This window comes from Bacillus stercoris, assembly GCF_029772985.1.
GTDB classification, from domain to species: domain Bacteria; phylum Bacillota; class Bacilli; order Bacillales; family Bacillaceae; genus Bacillus; species Bacillus stercoris.
Genome location: NZ_CP121861.1, coordinates 3127383 through 3142461 on the forward strand (window position 1 = coordinate 3127383; position 15079 = coordinate 3142461).

Annotated in this window: 17 protein-coding genes and 1 other annotated feature; of the genes, 3 read left to right on the forward strand and 14 right to left on the reverse strand. The window is 42.6% G+C overall.

What is annotated here, in order from left to right; genetic code table 11:
- Positions 1-161 precede the first annotated feature (161 nt).
- Positions 162-376 (forward strand) — a binding site (T-box leader).
- A gap of 58 nt (positions 377-434) precedes the next feature.
- Positions 435-1427 (forward strand): tryptophan--tRNA ligase, encoded by a 993-nt coding sequence (trpS, locus tag QA442_RS16340; protein ID WP_040083808.1) that lies wholly within the window; start codon positions 435-437, stop codon positions 1425-1427.
- A gap of 37 nt (positions 1428-1464) precedes the next feature.
- On the opposite strand, the gene QA442_RS16345 is transcribed toward trpS, so the two are convergent.
- The 9 genes from QA442_RS16345 to fabH all read right to left on the reverse strand — a co-directional run bounded on the left by QA442_RS16345 (position 1465) and on the right by fabH (position 11321).
- Positions 1465-2217, reverse strand: a complete 753-nt coding sequence (locus QA442_RS16345; RefSeq protein ID WP_014663526.1) for a YjbA family protein — start codon at positions 2215-2217, stop codon at positions 1465-1467.
- A gap of 204 nt (positions 2218-2421) precedes the next feature.
- Complete coding sequence (appC, locus tag QA442_RS16350) at positions 2422-3333, reverse strand: oligopeptide ABC transporter permease AppC (protein ID WP_095432624.1); 912 nt, start codon at positions 3331-3333, stop codon at positions 2422-2424.
- A 16-nt stretch (positions 3334-3349) separates the two neighbouring features.
- Entirely contained in the window at positions 3350-4300 is a 951-nt protein-coding gene (gene appB, locus QA442_RS16355) for an oligopeptide ABC transporter permease AppB (protein ID WP_095432625.1), read from the reverse strand.
- A 75-nt stretch (positions 4301-4375) separates the two neighbouring features.
- Positions 4376-6007, reverse strand: coding sequence for a peptide-binding protein (locus QA442_RS16360; protein WP_095432626.1), 1632 nt, complete (start codon positions 6005-6007; stop codon positions 4376-4378).
- 87 nt (positions 6008-6094) lie between these two features.
- The gene (appF, locus tag QA442_RS16365) at positions 6095-7084 is read right to left on the reverse strand and encodes an oligopeptide ABC transporter ATP-binding protein AppF (protein ID WP_095432627.1); all 990 of its coding nucleotides are present in this window, start codon (positions 7082-7084) and stop codon (positions 6095-6097) included.
- Positions 7081-8067 (reverse strand): oligopeptide ABC transporter ATP-binding protein AppD, encoded by a 987-nt coding sequence (gene appD, locus QA442_RS16370; RefSeq protein WP_095432628.1) that lies wholly within the window; start codon positions 8065-8067, stop codon positions 7081-7083. Before appD ends, appF begins: the two co-directional genes overlap by 4 nt.
- Before the next feature lie 191 nt (positions 8068-8258).
- Positions 8259-9044, reverse strand: coding sequence for a DUF2268 domain-containing putative Zn-dependent protease (locus QA442_RS16375; RefSeq protein ID WP_095432629.1), 786 nt, complete (start codon positions 9042-9044; stop codon positions 8259-8261).
- A 74-nt stretch (positions 9045-9118) separates the two neighbouring features.
- On the reverse strand, positions 9119-10360 hold the full coding sequence (fabF, locus tag QA442_RS16380; RefSeq protein ID WP_014663520.1) for a beta-ketoacyl-ACP synthase II: 1242 nt from the start codon (positions 10358-10360) through the stop codon (positions 9119-9121).
- Positions 10361-10382: 22 nt separating this feature from the next.
- Positions 10383-11321, reverse strand: a complete 939-nt coding sequence (fabH, locus tag QA442_RS16385) for a beta-ketoacyl-ACP synthase III (RefSeq protein ID WP_014663519.1) — start codon at positions 11319-11321, stop codon at positions 10383-10385.
- A 164-nt stretch (positions 11322-11485) separates the two neighbouring features.
- Here fabH and yjzB point away from each other — a divergent pair, with 164 nt between their 5' ends.
- Positions 11486-11713, forward strand: a complete 228-nt coding sequence (gene yjzB, locus QA442_RS16390) for a spore coat protein YjzB (protein WP_080478200.1) — start codon at positions 11486-11488, stop codon at positions 11711-11713.
- A gap of 29 nt (positions 11714-11742) precedes the next feature.
- Here yjzB and comZ read toward each other — a convergent pair whose 3' ends face one another.
- The 4 genes from comZ to QA442_RS16410 all read right to left on the reverse strand — a co-directional run bounded on the left by comZ (position 11743) and on the right by QA442_RS16410 (position 14362).
- The gene (gene comZ, locus QA442_RS16395) at positions 11743-11934 is read right to left on the reverse strand and encodes a ComG operon transcriptional repressor ComZ (protein WP_003224559.1); all 192 of its coding nucleotides are present in this window, start codon (positions 11932-11934) and stop codon (positions 11743-11745) included.
- Positions 11935-11948: 14 nt separating this feature from the next.
- Entirely contained in the window at positions 11949-12902 is a 954-nt protein-coding gene (gene med, locus QA442_RS16400) for a transcriptional regulator Med (RefSeq protein ID WP_095432630.1), read from the reverse strand.
- Positions 12903-12991: 89 nt separating this feature from the next.
- Positions 12992-13546, reverse strand: coding sequence for a hypothetical protein (locus tag QA442_RS16405; protein ID WP_095432631.1), 555 nt, complete (start codon positions 13544-13546; stop codon positions 12992-12994).
- An 81-nt stretch (positions 13547-13627) separates the two neighbouring features.
- Complete coding sequence (locus tag QA442_RS16410; protein ID WP_095432632.1) at positions 13628-14362, reverse strand: hypothetical protein; 735 nt, start codon at positions 14360-14362, stop codon at positions 13628-13630.
- Positions 14363-14612: 250 nt separating this feature from the next.
- Here QA442_RS16410 and QA442_RS16415 point away from each other — a divergent pair, with 250 nt between their 5' ends.
- Positions 14613-14798, forward strand: coding sequence for a YjzD family protein (locus QA442_RS16415; RefSeq protein ID WP_003245236.1), 186 nt, complete (start codon positions 14613-14615; stop codon positions 14796-14798).
- A gap of 45 nt (positions 14799-14843) precedes the next feature.
- Here QA442_RS16415 and QA442_RS16420 read toward each other — a convergent pair whose 3' ends face one another.
- Complete coding sequence (locus QA442_RS16420) at positions 14844-15023, reverse strand: YjzC family protein (protein ID WP_003245356.1); 180 nt, start codon at positions 15021-15023, stop codon at positions 14844-14846.
- Between the last annotated feature and the right edge of the window lie 56 nt (positions 15024-15079).

Sequence of the window (15079 nt, forward strand, 5' to 3'; positions counted from 1 at the left end):
TTACATATAATATCTGCCTGTTTTTACACTGATAGCAGTTATCATTTAAGGGTTTTACAGCACCCATGTTATTTATATCATTACAATGTTACTGGGAAAAAGAATGTTTTTTCATGATGACAATTGGTTATAATTGATTTATAATGAAGCAATCAAAAGAAAAGCGTGCTATGAAGAAGAGTAGTACACATTTCACCTGTTTGAAGAGAGTCTGCGGTGCTGGGAGCAGATAACGGGCAATGTGGAATGGACTTTGGAGCAGCTGACCGAACCCGAAAAAAGTAGGCTCAGCCGGAGCAGACTCCGTTACAAACGTCAGAGTGATTCCATTTTAATGGAATAATCAGGGTGGTACCACGGTTCATTCGTCCCTTTTTTATAGGGGAAGAATGAGCCTTTTTTATTATGTTTTAAGAAATGAGGTTGATGTTTTCATGAAACAAACGATTTTTTCAGGCATTCAGCCAAGCGGCTCTGTTACGCTCGGCAACTATATCGGTGCAATGAAGCAGTTTGTCGAACTGCAGCATGATTATAACAGCTATTTTTGCATCGTGGACCAGCATGCAATAACCGTTCCTCAAGATCGGCTCCAGCTAAGAAAGAATATCCGCAGTCTGGCGGCGCTTTACTTAGCTGTCGGACTTGATCCGGAAAAAGCAACATTGTTTATTCAGTCAGAGGTTCCCGCGCACGCACAGGCCGGATGGATGATGCAGTGTGTCGCATATATCGGCGAGCTTGAACGAATGACTCAATTTAAGGACAAATCCAAAGGCAATGAAGCTGTCGTCTCCGGCCTGTTAACATACCCGCCGCTGATGGCCGCTGATATTCTGCTGTACGGAACGGATCTTGTGCCTGTTGGTGAGGATCAAAAGCAGCACCTTGAGCTGACTCGGAATCTCGCAGAACGCTTCAACAAAAAATACAACGACATCTTCACGATTCCGGAAGTGAAAATTCCAAAAGTCGGTGCACGCATCATGTCTCTGAATGATCCGCTGAAGAAGATGAGCAAATCTGATCCGAACCAGAAATCTTATATTACACTGCTGGATGAACCAAAGCTTCTTGAAAAGAAAATCAAAAGCGCTGTGACAGATTCCGAGGGCATTGTAAAATTTGACAAAGAAAACAAACCGGGTGTTTCCAACCTTCTTACGATTTATTCAATCCTCGGCAATACGACAATTGAAGAACTTGAAGCAAAATACGACGGAAAAGGCTACGGCGAGTTTAAAGGTGATTTGGCAGAAGTCGTGGTGAACGCATTAAAACCGATCCAGGACCGCTATTATGAGCTGATAGAATCTGAAGAATTAGACCGGATTCTTGATGAAGGCGCGGAACGGGCGAACCGGACAGCAAACAAAATGCTGAAAAAAATGGAGAATGCCATGGGTCTTGGAAGAAAAAGACGCTGATCAAAAAACCGCTCTTTGCAAAGAGCGGTTTTTTATTTCAGTTTACCTTTGATTCATTTTCCATTTCCCACAGCTTTTCGAAAAAAGGCTGTCCTTTTATTAGGTTTTCGCAAAAAGCCAGGTGCTTATCCGACCAGCCTTCAATTGTTTCGTTATACAGCATGTCCCAAATCTCTTCAAAGCTCATCCGTTTGATTTGTTCATACATATGCGGATTCCACTCTGTATACCAATAGCCGATTTCAGCGCGGTTTTTCAGCCCTTTTAATTGGTCAAGCGCCATAAACATCAGCTGCTTGATTTGCCGTTCTTTTCTTGTCAGACCCCTGACATGTTCTGGTGCTAATGATAAGATGTGATATTCTTTAGAGGATTCCAGTTTCTTTGGTTCAAATTCATACGCTTCAGGCTCTACATCCTTTACCATTTCATAAACGAGCTGCTCTTGTCTTGGGATCAGACGGCTTTTCCTGACAGGGATGGTATAGCCGATCGTGTCGACAGCCAAAATGCCGATTCCGTCTGTTACAACAAAACAATATTCAAGTTTTGTCCGCTCATGATTTTTCCGAATGTACGATTTCTGATGTACGTCTTCAAGCAAACCTTTCGGAAGCTCTGACAAATCGTTTTCTATGTAATGAAACAGTACTGACGGCACCCTTAACAGAGGCACCTGATCCAAAAGCTCAACCGTATCTTCCTTGCGCCATTCGTGAAAGTGGCATACATTGTAGCCATTTTCTTCCCCTTCAAACCAATTGACCCACACATCATGAAGAAATAACATCTCTAACCCCTCACTTTATAAAAACTGTTGTCCACAGTATAGGCAAGGGACAGAGAAATTATTCCAAAGAGATTGAGGAAATCTGGAATCACTGGTTTTATGCAAGAATCACAAAAAGCAGATCTCTTTGTATATTTTCTGACAACAAGAGACCTGCTTTTTTTCTGATTTGGTGATATTTTATAACAGATATTATATTCATTTTTATTTAATATTTTTCGGGTCAAGGGCATCCCGCAGGCCATCACCGACAAAGTTGAAGCATAAAACGGTCATTAAAATAAATAGCCCGGGAAATAACGGGTACCACCATGCTTGAATCATTACTGTGAAATTCTGTGCATCTTGAAGCATGTTCCCCCAGCTAGCGATTGGCGGCTGAATTCCAAATCCCAAGTAGCTTAGCGCCGATTCAGCTAGAATAACAGACCCTACTTTCAGCGTAGCTGACACAATAATCGGCCCTAACGCATTGGGCAGGATATGAGAAAAAATAATTTTGTGCGTCTTTGTTCCAATTGTTTTAGCAGCAAGAACATATTCCCTTGAACGAAGCGATAAGAATTCTCCCCTTACTAATCGTGCTGTCGTGGTCCATCCTGTGAGACAGAAAATTAAAATCAGTTTGTCCACACCCGGCTTGAAGATGGTGACCAGCGTGATCAACAAGAAAATATCAGGAATGGATAACACAATGTCAACTACACGCATAATGACAGCATCCACTATTCCTCTGAAATATCCAGCTAATGCTCCTAAAACCGTTCCGATCAAAATCGAACCGACTACGGACGCAAATCCAACCAATAAAGAGACACGCGCTCCATATAGGATCCGGCTGAAAATATCACGTCCAAATTTATCCGTTCCCATCAGGTGTTCAAGGCCCGGCTCCTTATATTTATCAAGCAGGCTTTGCTGCTCTTGGGGATAAGGTGCAATTAAAGGGGCGAAAACAGCCGACATAATAATGATAAAAAGAATAACGGCACCTAAAATGGCCAGTTTGTTTTTCGAGAATTTTTCCCAGAAGATCTTTGTCATTGTTTCTGGTTTTTTCGAAATATTTTCTTTCAGCCTGATCTCCGGCGAGGGAGTTGTTTGCAGCTCTGACATCTCTGTTTCCCTCCTTTTAATATTCGATCCGCGGATCAACAATCGCGTAAAGGATGTCTGCAATGAGGTTTCCGACAACGACAAGAACCGCCGAGATCACAGTCATTGCCATGATAACCGGATAATCGCGCTGAAATGCTGAATCGACAAACAGCTTTCCTAATCCCGGCCAAGTGAAAATTTGTTCGACAACGACAGATCCGCCGATAAATGAAGGAATCATCAAACCGAAAATTGTAATGACGGGTAATAATGCATTCCTCAATCCATGTTTAAATAGCACTTTGTTCTCTTTAAATCCTTTTGCTCTCGCTGTGCGAATATAATCTTGATTTAATACATCAAGCATATTGGATCTCGTGTATCTCGTCAGTCCGGCCATGTCAGCTGTAGCTAGAACGAATGCAGGCAGAATTAAATGATGAATCCGGTCAAATATATTGAATTCGGTATTCAGTGTCTCGACACCCCCGGTTGGAAACCAGCCGAGATTTACCGATAACACCATAATCAAAATTAATCCAAACCAAAAGTTTGGAATAGCCAGACCTATAAACGAGGTAAATGTAATGCCATAGTCGATTTTTGAATACGGCCGCTTTGCCGACAGGACACCGAACGGAATAGAAATCATAAGAGCCAAAATCGTTGAAACCAGCATCAGCAGGAGCGTATTGGGCAGTCTTGCCATAATCAATTCTGAAACAGGCGTTCCTTTTCTGACAATAGACGTTCCGAAATCACCCTGCACCATGTTGCCTAGCCACTTTAAATATTGAACGTACTGAGGATCATTCAGACCGTATTTTTCAATAAACTGCTCTCTGTCAGCCTGGCTGATTTTCGGGTCCATCATTAATGTCATCGGATCTCCGGGCGCGGCTTTCATGATAACAAATGATAAAATCGTAATTCCCAATAAAATCGGGATAGACATTAAGGTTCTTCTGATAATATATGCAGCCATATACTTGTCCCCCTTTACTTTCCTTATTAAAAACAGAAGAGGGAGAAAACGCTCTCCCTCCCCTTTAAGGGAAATTTATTTTGCAAGCCACCATTTTTCAATATTATACAAATCACGTTTCGGATGATATTTGTATCCTTCAAGATTTTCCGGCATTGCCATATGGTTGTTAGGATAATACAAGAACGTATACGGCTGATCTTCCGCAATTTTTTGATAGATCTGCTCATATTCTTTTGAATACTGCTTTCTGTCACTGATTGATTTTGCATCTTTCATGAGTTTATCCGCTTCGGCATTTTTATACCAAACGTAGTTCAAACCCTTTTTAATCTGGCTTGAATGGAAGATATCATATTGATCCGGGAATGTGGATAAACTCCATCCCATGACCATTGCATCAAAATCCCAATTCGGAGGATTCATTTGTTCAACGAGAGCGCTCCATTCAACGATCTGGGTTTTCACTTCAATGCCGATTTTTTTCAGCTGTTCCTGAACGACGACAGCGATGTCTTCACGGACTTTGTTTCCTTGGTTCGTTTTAAGGGTAAACGAGAATTTCTTTCCGTCTTTATCCAGAATGCCGTCACCGTTCGTATCTTTCCAGCCGGCTTCTGCAAGCATCTGTTTCGCTTTTTTCTCGTTGTACTCAAATTTCGGAACATCTATATCTTTAGGATAGTTCCAAGATAAAGGGCTTTCCGGAATGTAAGCTACTTCGCCGTCTCCATCTAATACTTGGCTGACGATTGACTCGCGGTCAAGAGCGGTTGTCAGCGCTTGACGAACCTTTTTATCCTTGAATAATTCATTTTTTTCATTCCACCCGATGTACACATAACTTAATGCCAAATCAGTAACGATTTTTAGGTTGTTGAATTTTTCAGCCGTTTTGTAGTCAGTGGCGGGCACATTAAAGAAATTAATATCGCCTGCCTGTAGCTGAGCAACGGCAGCATTTGCGTCAGGAATGACTTTATACGTCACAGTATCTAAATACGGTCTTCCTTCAAAGTAATCATCATTCGCTTCGAGCTTAATATATTGGCCCTGCTTCCATTCCTTAAACTTAAATGGTCCTGAACCGATTGGTTTCTTTCTGTTAAACTCATTTTCTTCTAAATCGGCAATCGGAACATTACCGAGAATATGTTTCGGCAGAATAGCTGTGCTGTCTAACGCATTGTTGTAGAAATTACCGTCTTTATATTTCAGCTTAAACAAGACTTCGTAATCACCTTTTTTTTCTACGGATTTCAGCATTTCATATGTTGAACCGCGTTCTCCCTTGTAATCTTTGCTTAAAGGGACACTGTACGTAAATACGACGTCGTCTGCAGTCAGTTCTTTTCCGTCATGAAACTTAACGCCTTTTTTAATTTTCACATCATATGCAAGGCCGCCGTCTAATTCTTTAATACTTTCAGCGAGTGACAATTTCACATTTAGTTTTTCATCCGTTTTCGTTAAAAAGCTGTACAGCATATTTTCAATATCCGTACTTGCGTCATCCGTAGAATACAGAGAGTTAAAAAGTGTAGGTTCTCCGATTGAACCGACAACCAAATCCCCGCCTTGCTGCGGTTTGCCTGCTGATTTTTTCTCACTGCTGCTGCTCGATTTTGAGCCCGAGCAGGCTGATAAAAAGATGGCCAGGACCATCAATACACTTAGCATCATCAGTGCGGTTTTCCGTCTTTTCATTAGATATTCCCCCTTTTAAAATGTTCGTTCTTCTCAGCTGTTGTTTATGTAGTATGCATACCCCCTCTCAAAGCTGTGCGGGCAACATTAGCTATAAAGGTGACAAGCCACAAAGTGGCTGGGAGCAGCTTCTTTAAATTCTGGTATTTGTTCCTTGCATATCGGTTTTGCAACAGGGCATCTTGTGTGGAATACGCAGCCTTTTGGCGGGTTGGCCGGACTTGGCAGCTCTCCCTTCAGGACAATGCGTTCACGTTTGACAGATCCTTTTTTTCTTGTAACCGGAACGGAGGATAAAAGCGCTTGGGTATATGGGTGAAGCGGGTTGTCATAAAGCTCATGCTTGCCGGTCAGCTCCATCATTTTGCCAAGATACATCACTCCGACTCTGTCGCTGATATGGCGGACGACACTTAGATCATGGGAGATAAATAGATACGTAAGATCAAATTCCTCCTGTAATTCCTCCATCAAGTTAATCACTTGGGCCTGGATGGATACATCAAGTGCGGAAACCGGCTCATCAGCAATGATCAGCTCTGGATTTAAAGTGAGTGCTCTGGCAATGCCGATCCGCTGACGCTGTCCGCCGGAAAACTCATGGGGATAACGTCCGGCAAACGACGGGTGAAGGCCAACTCTCGCAAGCAGCTCTTCGACTTTCTCGTTTCGTTCACGCATCGTATACATGTTGTGCGTATTAAACGGCTCCTTTATGATAGACCGCAGCGTCTTTCTCGGGTTTAACGAGGCAAATGGATCTTGGAACACCATTTGAATATTTTTGCGGACACTCTTCCGCAGCTTCTCCTCTGACAGATTAGAAATATCCTGCCCTTTAAAAAGAATTTGGCCTTCTGTCGGTTTGTACAGTCTGATCATCGTTCTGCCGGCAGTCGATTTTCCGCAGCCCGACTCTCCAACGATTCCGAGTGTCTCTCCTTTTTTTAACGAAAATGACACACCATCCACCGCTTTTACATCACCGACTTTTCTTTGAAAAAGGCCTGAGCGGATCGGAAAGTATTTTTTTACGTCACGAAGCTCTAAGATTGTTTCTTGATTAGCTGCTGTCATGATTGTTCTGCACCCTCTTCCTCATATAAAAAGCATCTCACCGTTCTTCCGCTTTTGTGTGTCAAAAGCGAAGGCTGATTTGTCCAGCACTTATCCATAGCTTTCGGACACCTTGGGGCAAAACGGCACCCCGGCGGCATATTATCAGGTGTAGGCACGCTGCCTTTAATCGCATTTAATTTATCAATCTCTCCATCTATAACAGGAATTGACGTAAGCAGGCCTTCTGTATAAGGATGAAGCGGTTCTAAAAATAAGTCATCAACAGTGGCGTTTTCTACGACTTGTCCGCAGTACATGACAATCACTCTATCAGCCGCTTCGGACACGACACCTAAGTCGTGTGTGATCAGAAGAATCGATGTGTTGAACTTCTGGCAGAGATCTTTCATGAGCTCCAGCACCTGGGCTTGTATTGTCACATCCAGCGCTGTCGTCGGTTCATCGGCAATGAGCAATTTAGGATTACAGCTTAGTGCGATGGCAATCATCACCCTCTGTCTCATACCGCCTGACAGCCGATGCGGGTACTCCTTCATTATTTGCTCCGCCCGGGAGAAACCGACCATCTGCAAGAGTTCAACAGCTCGCTGACAGGCTTCTTTTTTCTTCATGTTTTTATGGTAAATCAGCACTTCGGTAATTTGTTCTCCGATTGTTAACACCGGATTAAGGGAGGTCATTGGTTCTTGAAAGATCATGGATACTTCGTTTCCGCGGATTTTGCAATAATCGTTTTCAGTGAATGAGGTGAGGTCTTTGTCTTCGAGTTTAATAGAGCCGTCCATGATTTTTCCGCCTGAGCTTTGGACGAGGCCCATAATTGATAAGGAAGTAATGCTTTTTCCGGAGCCCGATTCACCTACAAGCGCGACGGTCTCGCCTTTGCTGATGTGAAAATCGACTCCGTCAACCGCAGGGATCGGCTCCTTTTTCCGGAAAAAATAAGTCTTTAAATTATTCACTTCTAATAGTGTGCTCATGCTAGCTCCCCTTTCCCCCCTCTTGTGGTCAATCGTTTTCAAGAGAAAGCAATCCCTTTATTCAGAAATAATAAATAATATTGAATTATCGAAAAATTTTATAGTTGTATATTATTACAATCATTTTGCAAAATCAAGAATTTTTTAGGATAAATGTAATATTATTAACGAAATTCCATTATTTTATCCTTTTAAAGCATTGCATCCAAAAAGGTTTCAGCAGGAATGGAAAGTCCGTCTGCGGTGCTTGCCTTGTTGGCAGTTAAATACTTTTTTACAATATTGAATCCAACTGCGTATCCAAGCATTTTCGGCTGATATCCTTTACCGAATAACAGCTGGGGAAATAATCGATCATCCCGTTTGATATCCTGATGGGGCGCAATCTTTTTTTCATATAAAGCCTGAAGCTGCTCTGGGGTATACCAAGTCGTCCATTCAGCCGTTTGACTTCGGCCGAACCTCTCATAAACAGCATATTCCGCCAGCCCTTCCATGATGATTGTATCAAGTAATGTGACATCCTTTTCCTCTTTTGTGAGATGACCTAACCGGCAAACATGGTGATACTCATGCGTCATCAGGGCAGATACTGATCCAAAATCTAAATCTGACGAAAGAAAGAGGAACATTTTGTCTTGAAACGCGAGTCCTGATTTTGATCCAAATTCTAAACGAATTCTCCTATTTCGTTCATCAACCGGCAGCGGAACAATTGGTACATCAGGACCTTGCCATTTGTTTTTAAGATACTGTTCTTCCTTTTGGATATGCTCGTAAAAACCTTTTTCCTTCAGCTTGGAAGCAGTCTGAATACCCTCTGTCATGTTTTTAAACATCCCATGATGCTGAAGATACCCCAAAATGCCCTTCCAGTTCTTTTTCCCCGCACCTGAAAAAAGCGGGATAATGTAAGGTGCCAAATCATCTATTGAAGCAGCCTTTCTGAGCCAGCTATATGTTTGTTCTACACTCATGTGATCGCCTCCTCTTTTAATCTATGCACACAAAAAAAACCGGCTACCCTTTAAGGGCAGCCGGTTTGGCTTGATTATGATTGATATTTTTTAAAGATTAATGTTGCATTGTGCCCGCCGAATCCTAATGAGTTGCTGAGAACATAATTGAGCTCCTGTCTGCGAGCTTCATCAGGCACATAATCCAAATCGCATTCTTCGTCAGGTGTTTGAATATTGATTGTCGGCGGGATCACGCCTTCTTTAATGGCAAGGATAGAGAAAATGGCTTCAATACCGCCAGCTGCACCTAAAAGGTGGCCTGTCATTGATTTTGTAGAGCTTACCGCAAGTTTATGCGCATGCTCGCCGAAAACGGTTTTAATCGCCATTGTTTCATATTTGTCGTTGTAATACGTGCTTGTTCCGTGAGCATTGATATAATCAATTTCTTGTGGCGCAATGCCCGCATCTTTAATAGCTTCTTGCATCGCTCTCGCTCCGCCTTCACCATCTTGGGCCGGCGCTGTGATATGATAAGCGTCTCCTGTTGAGCCGTAGCCGACAATTTCTCCGTAGATTTTAGCACCGCGGGCCAGGGCATGCTCAAGCTCTTCAAGAACGATAATCCCTGCACCTTCACCCATGACAAAGCCATCGCGGTTTTTATCGAACGGGCGGCTCGCTGTTTTCGGATCTGGATTAGTAGACAGTGCTTTGTTGGCACTGAAGCCCGCGAATGACATTCTTGTCAGCGGCGCTTCTGTTCCGCCTGTGACCATCACATCTGCATCACCGCGCTGAATGACTTTAAACGCGTCACCGATAGAGTTCGTTCCTGTAGCACATGCTGTAACCGTACAAGAATTGACTCCTTTCGCTCCTAGCGCAATAGAAATCTGGCCTGTTGCCATGTCTGGAATCATCATTGGCACGAAAAACGGGCTTACCCGTCTCGGGCCTTTTGTTAGGAAGATTTCAAATTGAGATTCTAGTGTTTCAAGTCCTCCGATACCGGAGCCTACCCAAACACCGACTCTCGGCGCAATCTCATCCGTAATGTTAAGATCTGCATCTTCAACTGCCATTTTCGCAGCTACAACCGCATATTGTGTAAAGCGGTCCATTTTTCTGGCTTCTTTTTTATCCATATAATCTTCAACATTGAAGTCTTTTAATTCAGCGGCTACTTTTGCCGGATATTCTTCAGCATCAACACGAGTGATCGGACCGATTCCGGACACACCGTTGATTGCGTTATTCCAACTTGTATCGACGTCGTTGCCAAGCGGAGATAATGCTCCAAGGCCTGTAACAACTACTCTTTTTTTAGTCATCTTGTGTGCACCTCACCTTTTTTTATCGGCCCCAGCGGATTGCAATGGCGCCCCATGTTAGTCCTCCGCCGAACCCTACCATAACGACCACATCGCCGTCTTTGATTTTACCGGCTTCCAATTCTTCTACAAGAGAGATCGGAATGGATGCGGCAGAAGTATTTCCATATTTATGAACGGTTTTAGACATCTTTTCTACAGGAAGCTCTAAACGCTCGCGTGCAGCTTCCATGATGCGGATGTTCGCCTGATGCGGAATCAAAAAGTCGACATCCTCTTTTGAAAGTCCAGCTTTTTCAATGACATTTACGCATGATTCTCCCATTTGGCGGACTGCAAATTTGAAAACTTCTCGTCCATTCATGATTGTATGTCGTTTTTCATTCAGATACAAGTGCTGACCGCCTGTGCCGTCGGCTCCTAGCTCAAATGAAAGGATTCCTCTGTCATCACTGACTGGTCCGACTACCGCGGCGCCTGCCCCATCTCCAAACAGAACGGCAGTATTGCGGTCTTCCCAGTCTGTAATGCTTGAGAGCTTCTCTACACCGACAACTAGAACATGTTTGTAGGTTCCGGATTCAATAAATTGTTTTCCGGTTACAACGCCGTACATAAAGCCCGCACAAGCAGCGCTGATATCCATAGCACACGCTTTTTTAGCGCCGAGCTGTTCTTGAATCATACAAGAGACCGTAGGAAATGACTGATCAGGTGTAACAGTTGCAACCAGGATCATATCCAAATCCTCAGCAGCCACTTCAGCTTGTTCCAGCGCATGTTTCGCTGCTGCAACAGCCATATGTGATGAATACACATCATCTGCGGCAATTCTTCTTTCTTCTATTCCAGTTCTTGTACGAATCCACTCGTCAGAAGTTTCAACCATTTTTTCAAGATCATGATTTGTTAAAACCTTCTCAGGAATGTAACGTCCAACACCAAGTATTCCAGCTTTCATAAGGGAAGACTCCTTTATATCTTAAATTTAGAAGATCAATCAGGTTGTGATCAATTATTAGTATCAGGTACTAATTCTATCCTATTTTTTTTCGCATGGCAATATATTCGTCTAAACTATCAGTTCAACTTACTCATAGAGTATTGTATATAGAAAGGAGGCGTATGCAGTTGGATGTATTTTCAAAAATGATGTTCGGCGATTCCGCAAAACCAACAGAAGAGAAGGAGGAACAGCAAGAGGAGGTTTCTCAGACCAACGACGAAGAGACGATTCATTACATGCATATTATGGACCAAATCGGTTCAATTATGAACTCTCTTGATCAAATCAAGCCCGCTCTAAAGGAGCTTGCGCCCATGATCACCGCGATTAAAAAGAAAATCATGTGAAAAGCCACTTTCGCAAAAGTGGCTTCTTTTTATTCGGTTTCAGATTTAGCATCAGACTTGCCAAGCTCGTAAGCTTCCGCCATTACCGTTGTAAATAGATTCATAAACGGCTGAATGGCCTCCATTGAAAGCTCAATGCCTGATTTCTCAAGCTGTTCTTTCGCTTCAGGGAGGTATTTCATGGCAATTTGCAAGAATTCAAGTGATTTTTCGTGCTGCATATGACGTCACTCCATTACTCGTTTTTTGGCAGATCGCCTGTTTTGTTGTACGTTTTGATCAGCTTGGCGATTCTTTGCTGAAAGTCTTCATCGACGAGCGGGCTGAATGTTCCCATCTCGACTACTCCCGTATCAAGGTCGTAGTAATGATCGCCGCCTTCAAGGGTGCCTTTGTTGAATTGCTCAGCAATGATTTCATAGGCCTTGTCCACATTTTGCACCGTGCTGGTTAATACGGTATTCTCACCCAAGTCCGATTGATCTGTGACGTAGCCGATGGCATAAAGCCCGTCTTTTTTGATTTGCTGAATAACAGGAACATTATACCCGTCTCCAGCGGGATACACAACATCCGCGCCTTCGTTCTTCATTTTCTGATAAAGCTTTACTGCTGTCGTATCATCATCCCAATGATCCGTATATTTCGTGTTTACTTCTATATCTGGATTTTCATACTTGGCTCCTTTGATAAAACCGTCAACCTCAGGCTGCCACGTAAAGGAAGCAATGACACCGACCTGATTGGTTTTCGACATATGGGCAGCAGTCATTCCTCCAAAAAAGCCCATTGCTTCCCCGCTAAAATGGACACTCGTCACATTGTCAGCTTTCGCTTTCGCATTGGAAATGACGAATTCCATATCTGGATAATCTTCGCCGACCAAGTTAAACACCTCTGCATATTCACTCCCATGGCCGTAGAGCAGATTGACGCCCCTCTTATGAAAATCCTCAATCGCATTTATGATATCTTCTTCTGTTTTAACGCCTTCTTTATAGTAGACGTCCACATTGTATTTGGATTGTATATTCAGTAATCCTTTATACCCTTTTGTGCCCCATACGAGGTCATTAATCGTATCAGGAAAGAGCATGCCGACCTTCTCAATTTTTCCTTTGAACGGAGTTTGTCCACATCCACTCAATAAAAGGAGGACAGAAAAGATCATGACAAGCCTTGTGATCAAGTCATGTTCAACTCCTTTTGACAAGCTATAACATGTATTGTTTTATACGTTTATTGTATCTAGAAAACTCGAAACATGGAAGGTTTTTCTTAATATTTGTCGAAAATTGATGAAAATTGTCTTTTCCACTCGATAATTTTTGTTTTTGCTTCTTCTTTTGAGGTTTTTTCTGATACTTGTAATTCAAAAAACTGATCTTTGCTATGACGGCCTTCTAATAGGAATTTCAGCAACTCGTCAGCCACATCGTCTGTGTAATAGCCGTCTCCCTCTGTTTCTTCTTTCCATGGCCCATACATTTTCGGAAGGAATACGGCTTTTTCCGAGCCTGTTTTTTCACGCTTCTCCCATTCTTTCCGGTCTTGTTCATATACTAAAATATAAGAAGAATCATATTGGTCCAAGGGCAAAGAAACTCCAAACTGGATACAAATTGTATCATACTTTTGATCTCCAATGCGTTCAAGCTGACGAAAGAGTTCATTTCTCCCAAGCCACATGAGTCTTTCTTCTAAGTACATTTGTCTCATTTTATCTTCTGTTTCCGCCAAAATAACGTCAACATGTATGCCTTCATCCATCATTCGCTCGCACAATGAAAGGCCGAAAAATTCGTCCGCACCTACAATCAGCGTTGATTCCATTGCATCTGCCGCCCTTCCGGTTTTTCATTTTCCAAAACAAAACAGCCTCCGCAAAAGAGAAGGCTGTTGTCATTATATTCCCTATAATTCTTTTTCATGACTATGAAAGAATTTGCAGATTGATGCATAAATTCTGCTCGGATGCTCAAATAAATGAAATGTCATGTCGACCGGTGAGTCTTGCTTTTGCTGTTTTTCCTTGAAAGCTTCCGCATGTACGCTGTAGGGATATGGAGCTCCGGTCATACGCTGCCATATATGAACCGGAACGCCGCTCAGATAGCTTTGAATGGTTTTGTAACGAAGCGCTTCCGCTTCTTTTTCAGAAATTCCGTAGCTTTTCGATACTTCTTTCAAAAATTGCTTATAGAAAAATTTATTTTCTTTTTCTGATTCATAATGTGCCTGAAGATCGAGACAAGGATTCAACATTGCGGCTGAGCGGATATGATCCGGGGAAAAACGAAGCAGTTCATCGGCCACGAGAGCACCCATGCCTTCTGCTAAAATATGAATCTTCGGATTGAGGATTTCCTGCTTCATCACGGAATGGATCAGCTGTTTAGCATAGGTGACTGCTTTTTCCGCCCCCCAATGCCTTCCGAACAGATTGCTGTTAAAAAGAGTATATCCTTCATTCCTCAACATATTCAGAAGCTGATTTCTGCCGTAATGCTGCAGCCAAAAGCTTGAATCTTCCCCGACAAAGTGGGTTCTGTCCCCCAAGATAAAGATGCCGAAGCCGTTCGGGCGATAGGGCAGATGAATGACATTATGCTCCGTTCCCAGTTGAAAGTATCTTTCCGTTATTCCCATCGCTTGCCCGCCTCCTTTCACACTTCATCTCACGCTATCTTATGTAAATAGAAAAGAAACGAATAAGGTAAAGTCCTAGCCTTTTACATTTTTGGCTATTACACTGATTGACGTTTTTTATATTTTACCATTAAAGTGTGACGAATCAGACTCTTTTGTCACCTCACTTTCTGCTAAAATTGGATTCCCCCTTCGCTTTTTGTATGGTATGATAACTTTTAGAATAGAATGAGAAGGACGAGGTGGAAACGTGCGATATATTATTGCCTTTATTTGGACGTTCCTTTTATCACATATGGCATGCTACTTGGTTGCAAGCATGAACAGCGTTACGTATAATTTCAAAACATCATCTGTCATTGCTGTTGTACTGTATGTCTTAATCATGGTTTTAGCAGAAATCATGCCTATGAACAAAAATGCAAGCCAGCATTAAGAAGCCAAAAACCCAAAACATTGATTGTTTTGGGTTTTTTAGTGGTCACGGCTTTCTTTTGTATGTCCACAGCCGGTTGTGATTTGATGTTTCGGGGAACATTTCCCCTGCTGACAGATGGACCTTTTGAGGGTTTTTCACCATGCTCCCTGTCTCGCCGATCTCTACGTAGACACCGTTATTAGGCGCTTTCTGTCCGGGCCGGAATTGATGCTGCTGTCCCACAGTTTTTCCTCCTTTTCCTTTTTGCTGTAGTATGCGCCTAAGCGGCTGTGAATATG

What these genes read in the sequence shown, in the direction of transcription:
- trpS (WP_040083808.1), top strand. Translation starts at nt 435, where the DNA reads ATGAAACAAACGATTTTTTCAGGCATTCAGCCAAGCGGCTCTGTTACG.
- yjzB (WP_080478200.1), top strand. Translation starts at nt 11,486, where the DNA reads ATGCAGTTGGATGTATTTTCAAAAATGATGTTCGGCGATTCCGCAAAA.
- QA442_RS16405 (WP_095432631.1), bottom strand. Translation starts at nt 13,546, where the DNA reads ATGGAATCAACGCTGATTGTAGGTGCGGACGAATTTTTCGGCCTTTCA.
- appF (WP_095432627.1), bottom strand. Translation starts at nt 7,084, where the DNA reads ATGACAGCAGCTAATCAAGAAACAATCTTAGAGCTTCGTGACGTAAAA.
- QA442_RS16345 (WP_014663526.1), bottom strand. Translation starts at nt 2,217, where the DNA reads ATGTTATTTCTTCATGATGTGTGGGTCAATTGGTTTGAAGGGGAAGAA.
- QA442_RS16410 (WP_095432632.1), bottom strand. Translation starts at nt 14,362, where the DNA reads ATGGGAATAACGGAAAGATACTTTCAACTGGGAACGGAGCATAATGTC.
- QA442_RS16375 (WP_095432629.1), bottom strand. Translation starts at nt 9,044, where the DNA reads ATGAGTGTAGAACAAACATATAGCTGGCTCAGAAAGGCTGCTTCAATA.
- appB (WP_095432625.1), bottom strand. Translation starts at nt 4,300, where the DNA reads ATGGCTGCATATATTATCAGAAGAACCTTAATGTCTATCCCGATTTTA.
- fabF (WP_014663520.1), bottom strand. Translation starts at nt 10,360, where the DNA reads ATGACTAAAAAAAGAGTAGTTGTTACAGGCCTTGGAGCATTATCTCCG.
- appC (WP_095432624.1), bottom strand. Translation starts at nt 3,333, where the DNA reads ATGTCAGAGCTGCAAACAACTCCCTCGCCGGAGATCAGGCTGAAAGAA.
- QA442_RS16360 (WP_095432626.1), bottom strand. Translation starts at nt 6,007, where the DNA reads ATGAAAAGACGGAAAACCGCACTGATGATGCTAAGTGTATTGATGGTC.
- comZ (WP_003224559.1), bottom strand. Translation starts at nt 11,934, where the DNA reads ATGCAGCACGAAAAATCACTTGAATTCTTGCAAATTGCCATGAAATAC.
- appD (WP_095432628.1), bottom strand. Translation starts at nt 8,067, where the DNA reads ATGAGCACACTATTAGAAGTGAATAATTTAAAGACTTATTTTTTCCGG.
- fabH (WP_014663519.1), bottom strand. Translation starts at nt 11,321, where the DNA reads ATGAAAGCTGGAATACTTGGTGTTGGACGTTACATTCCTGAGAAGGTT.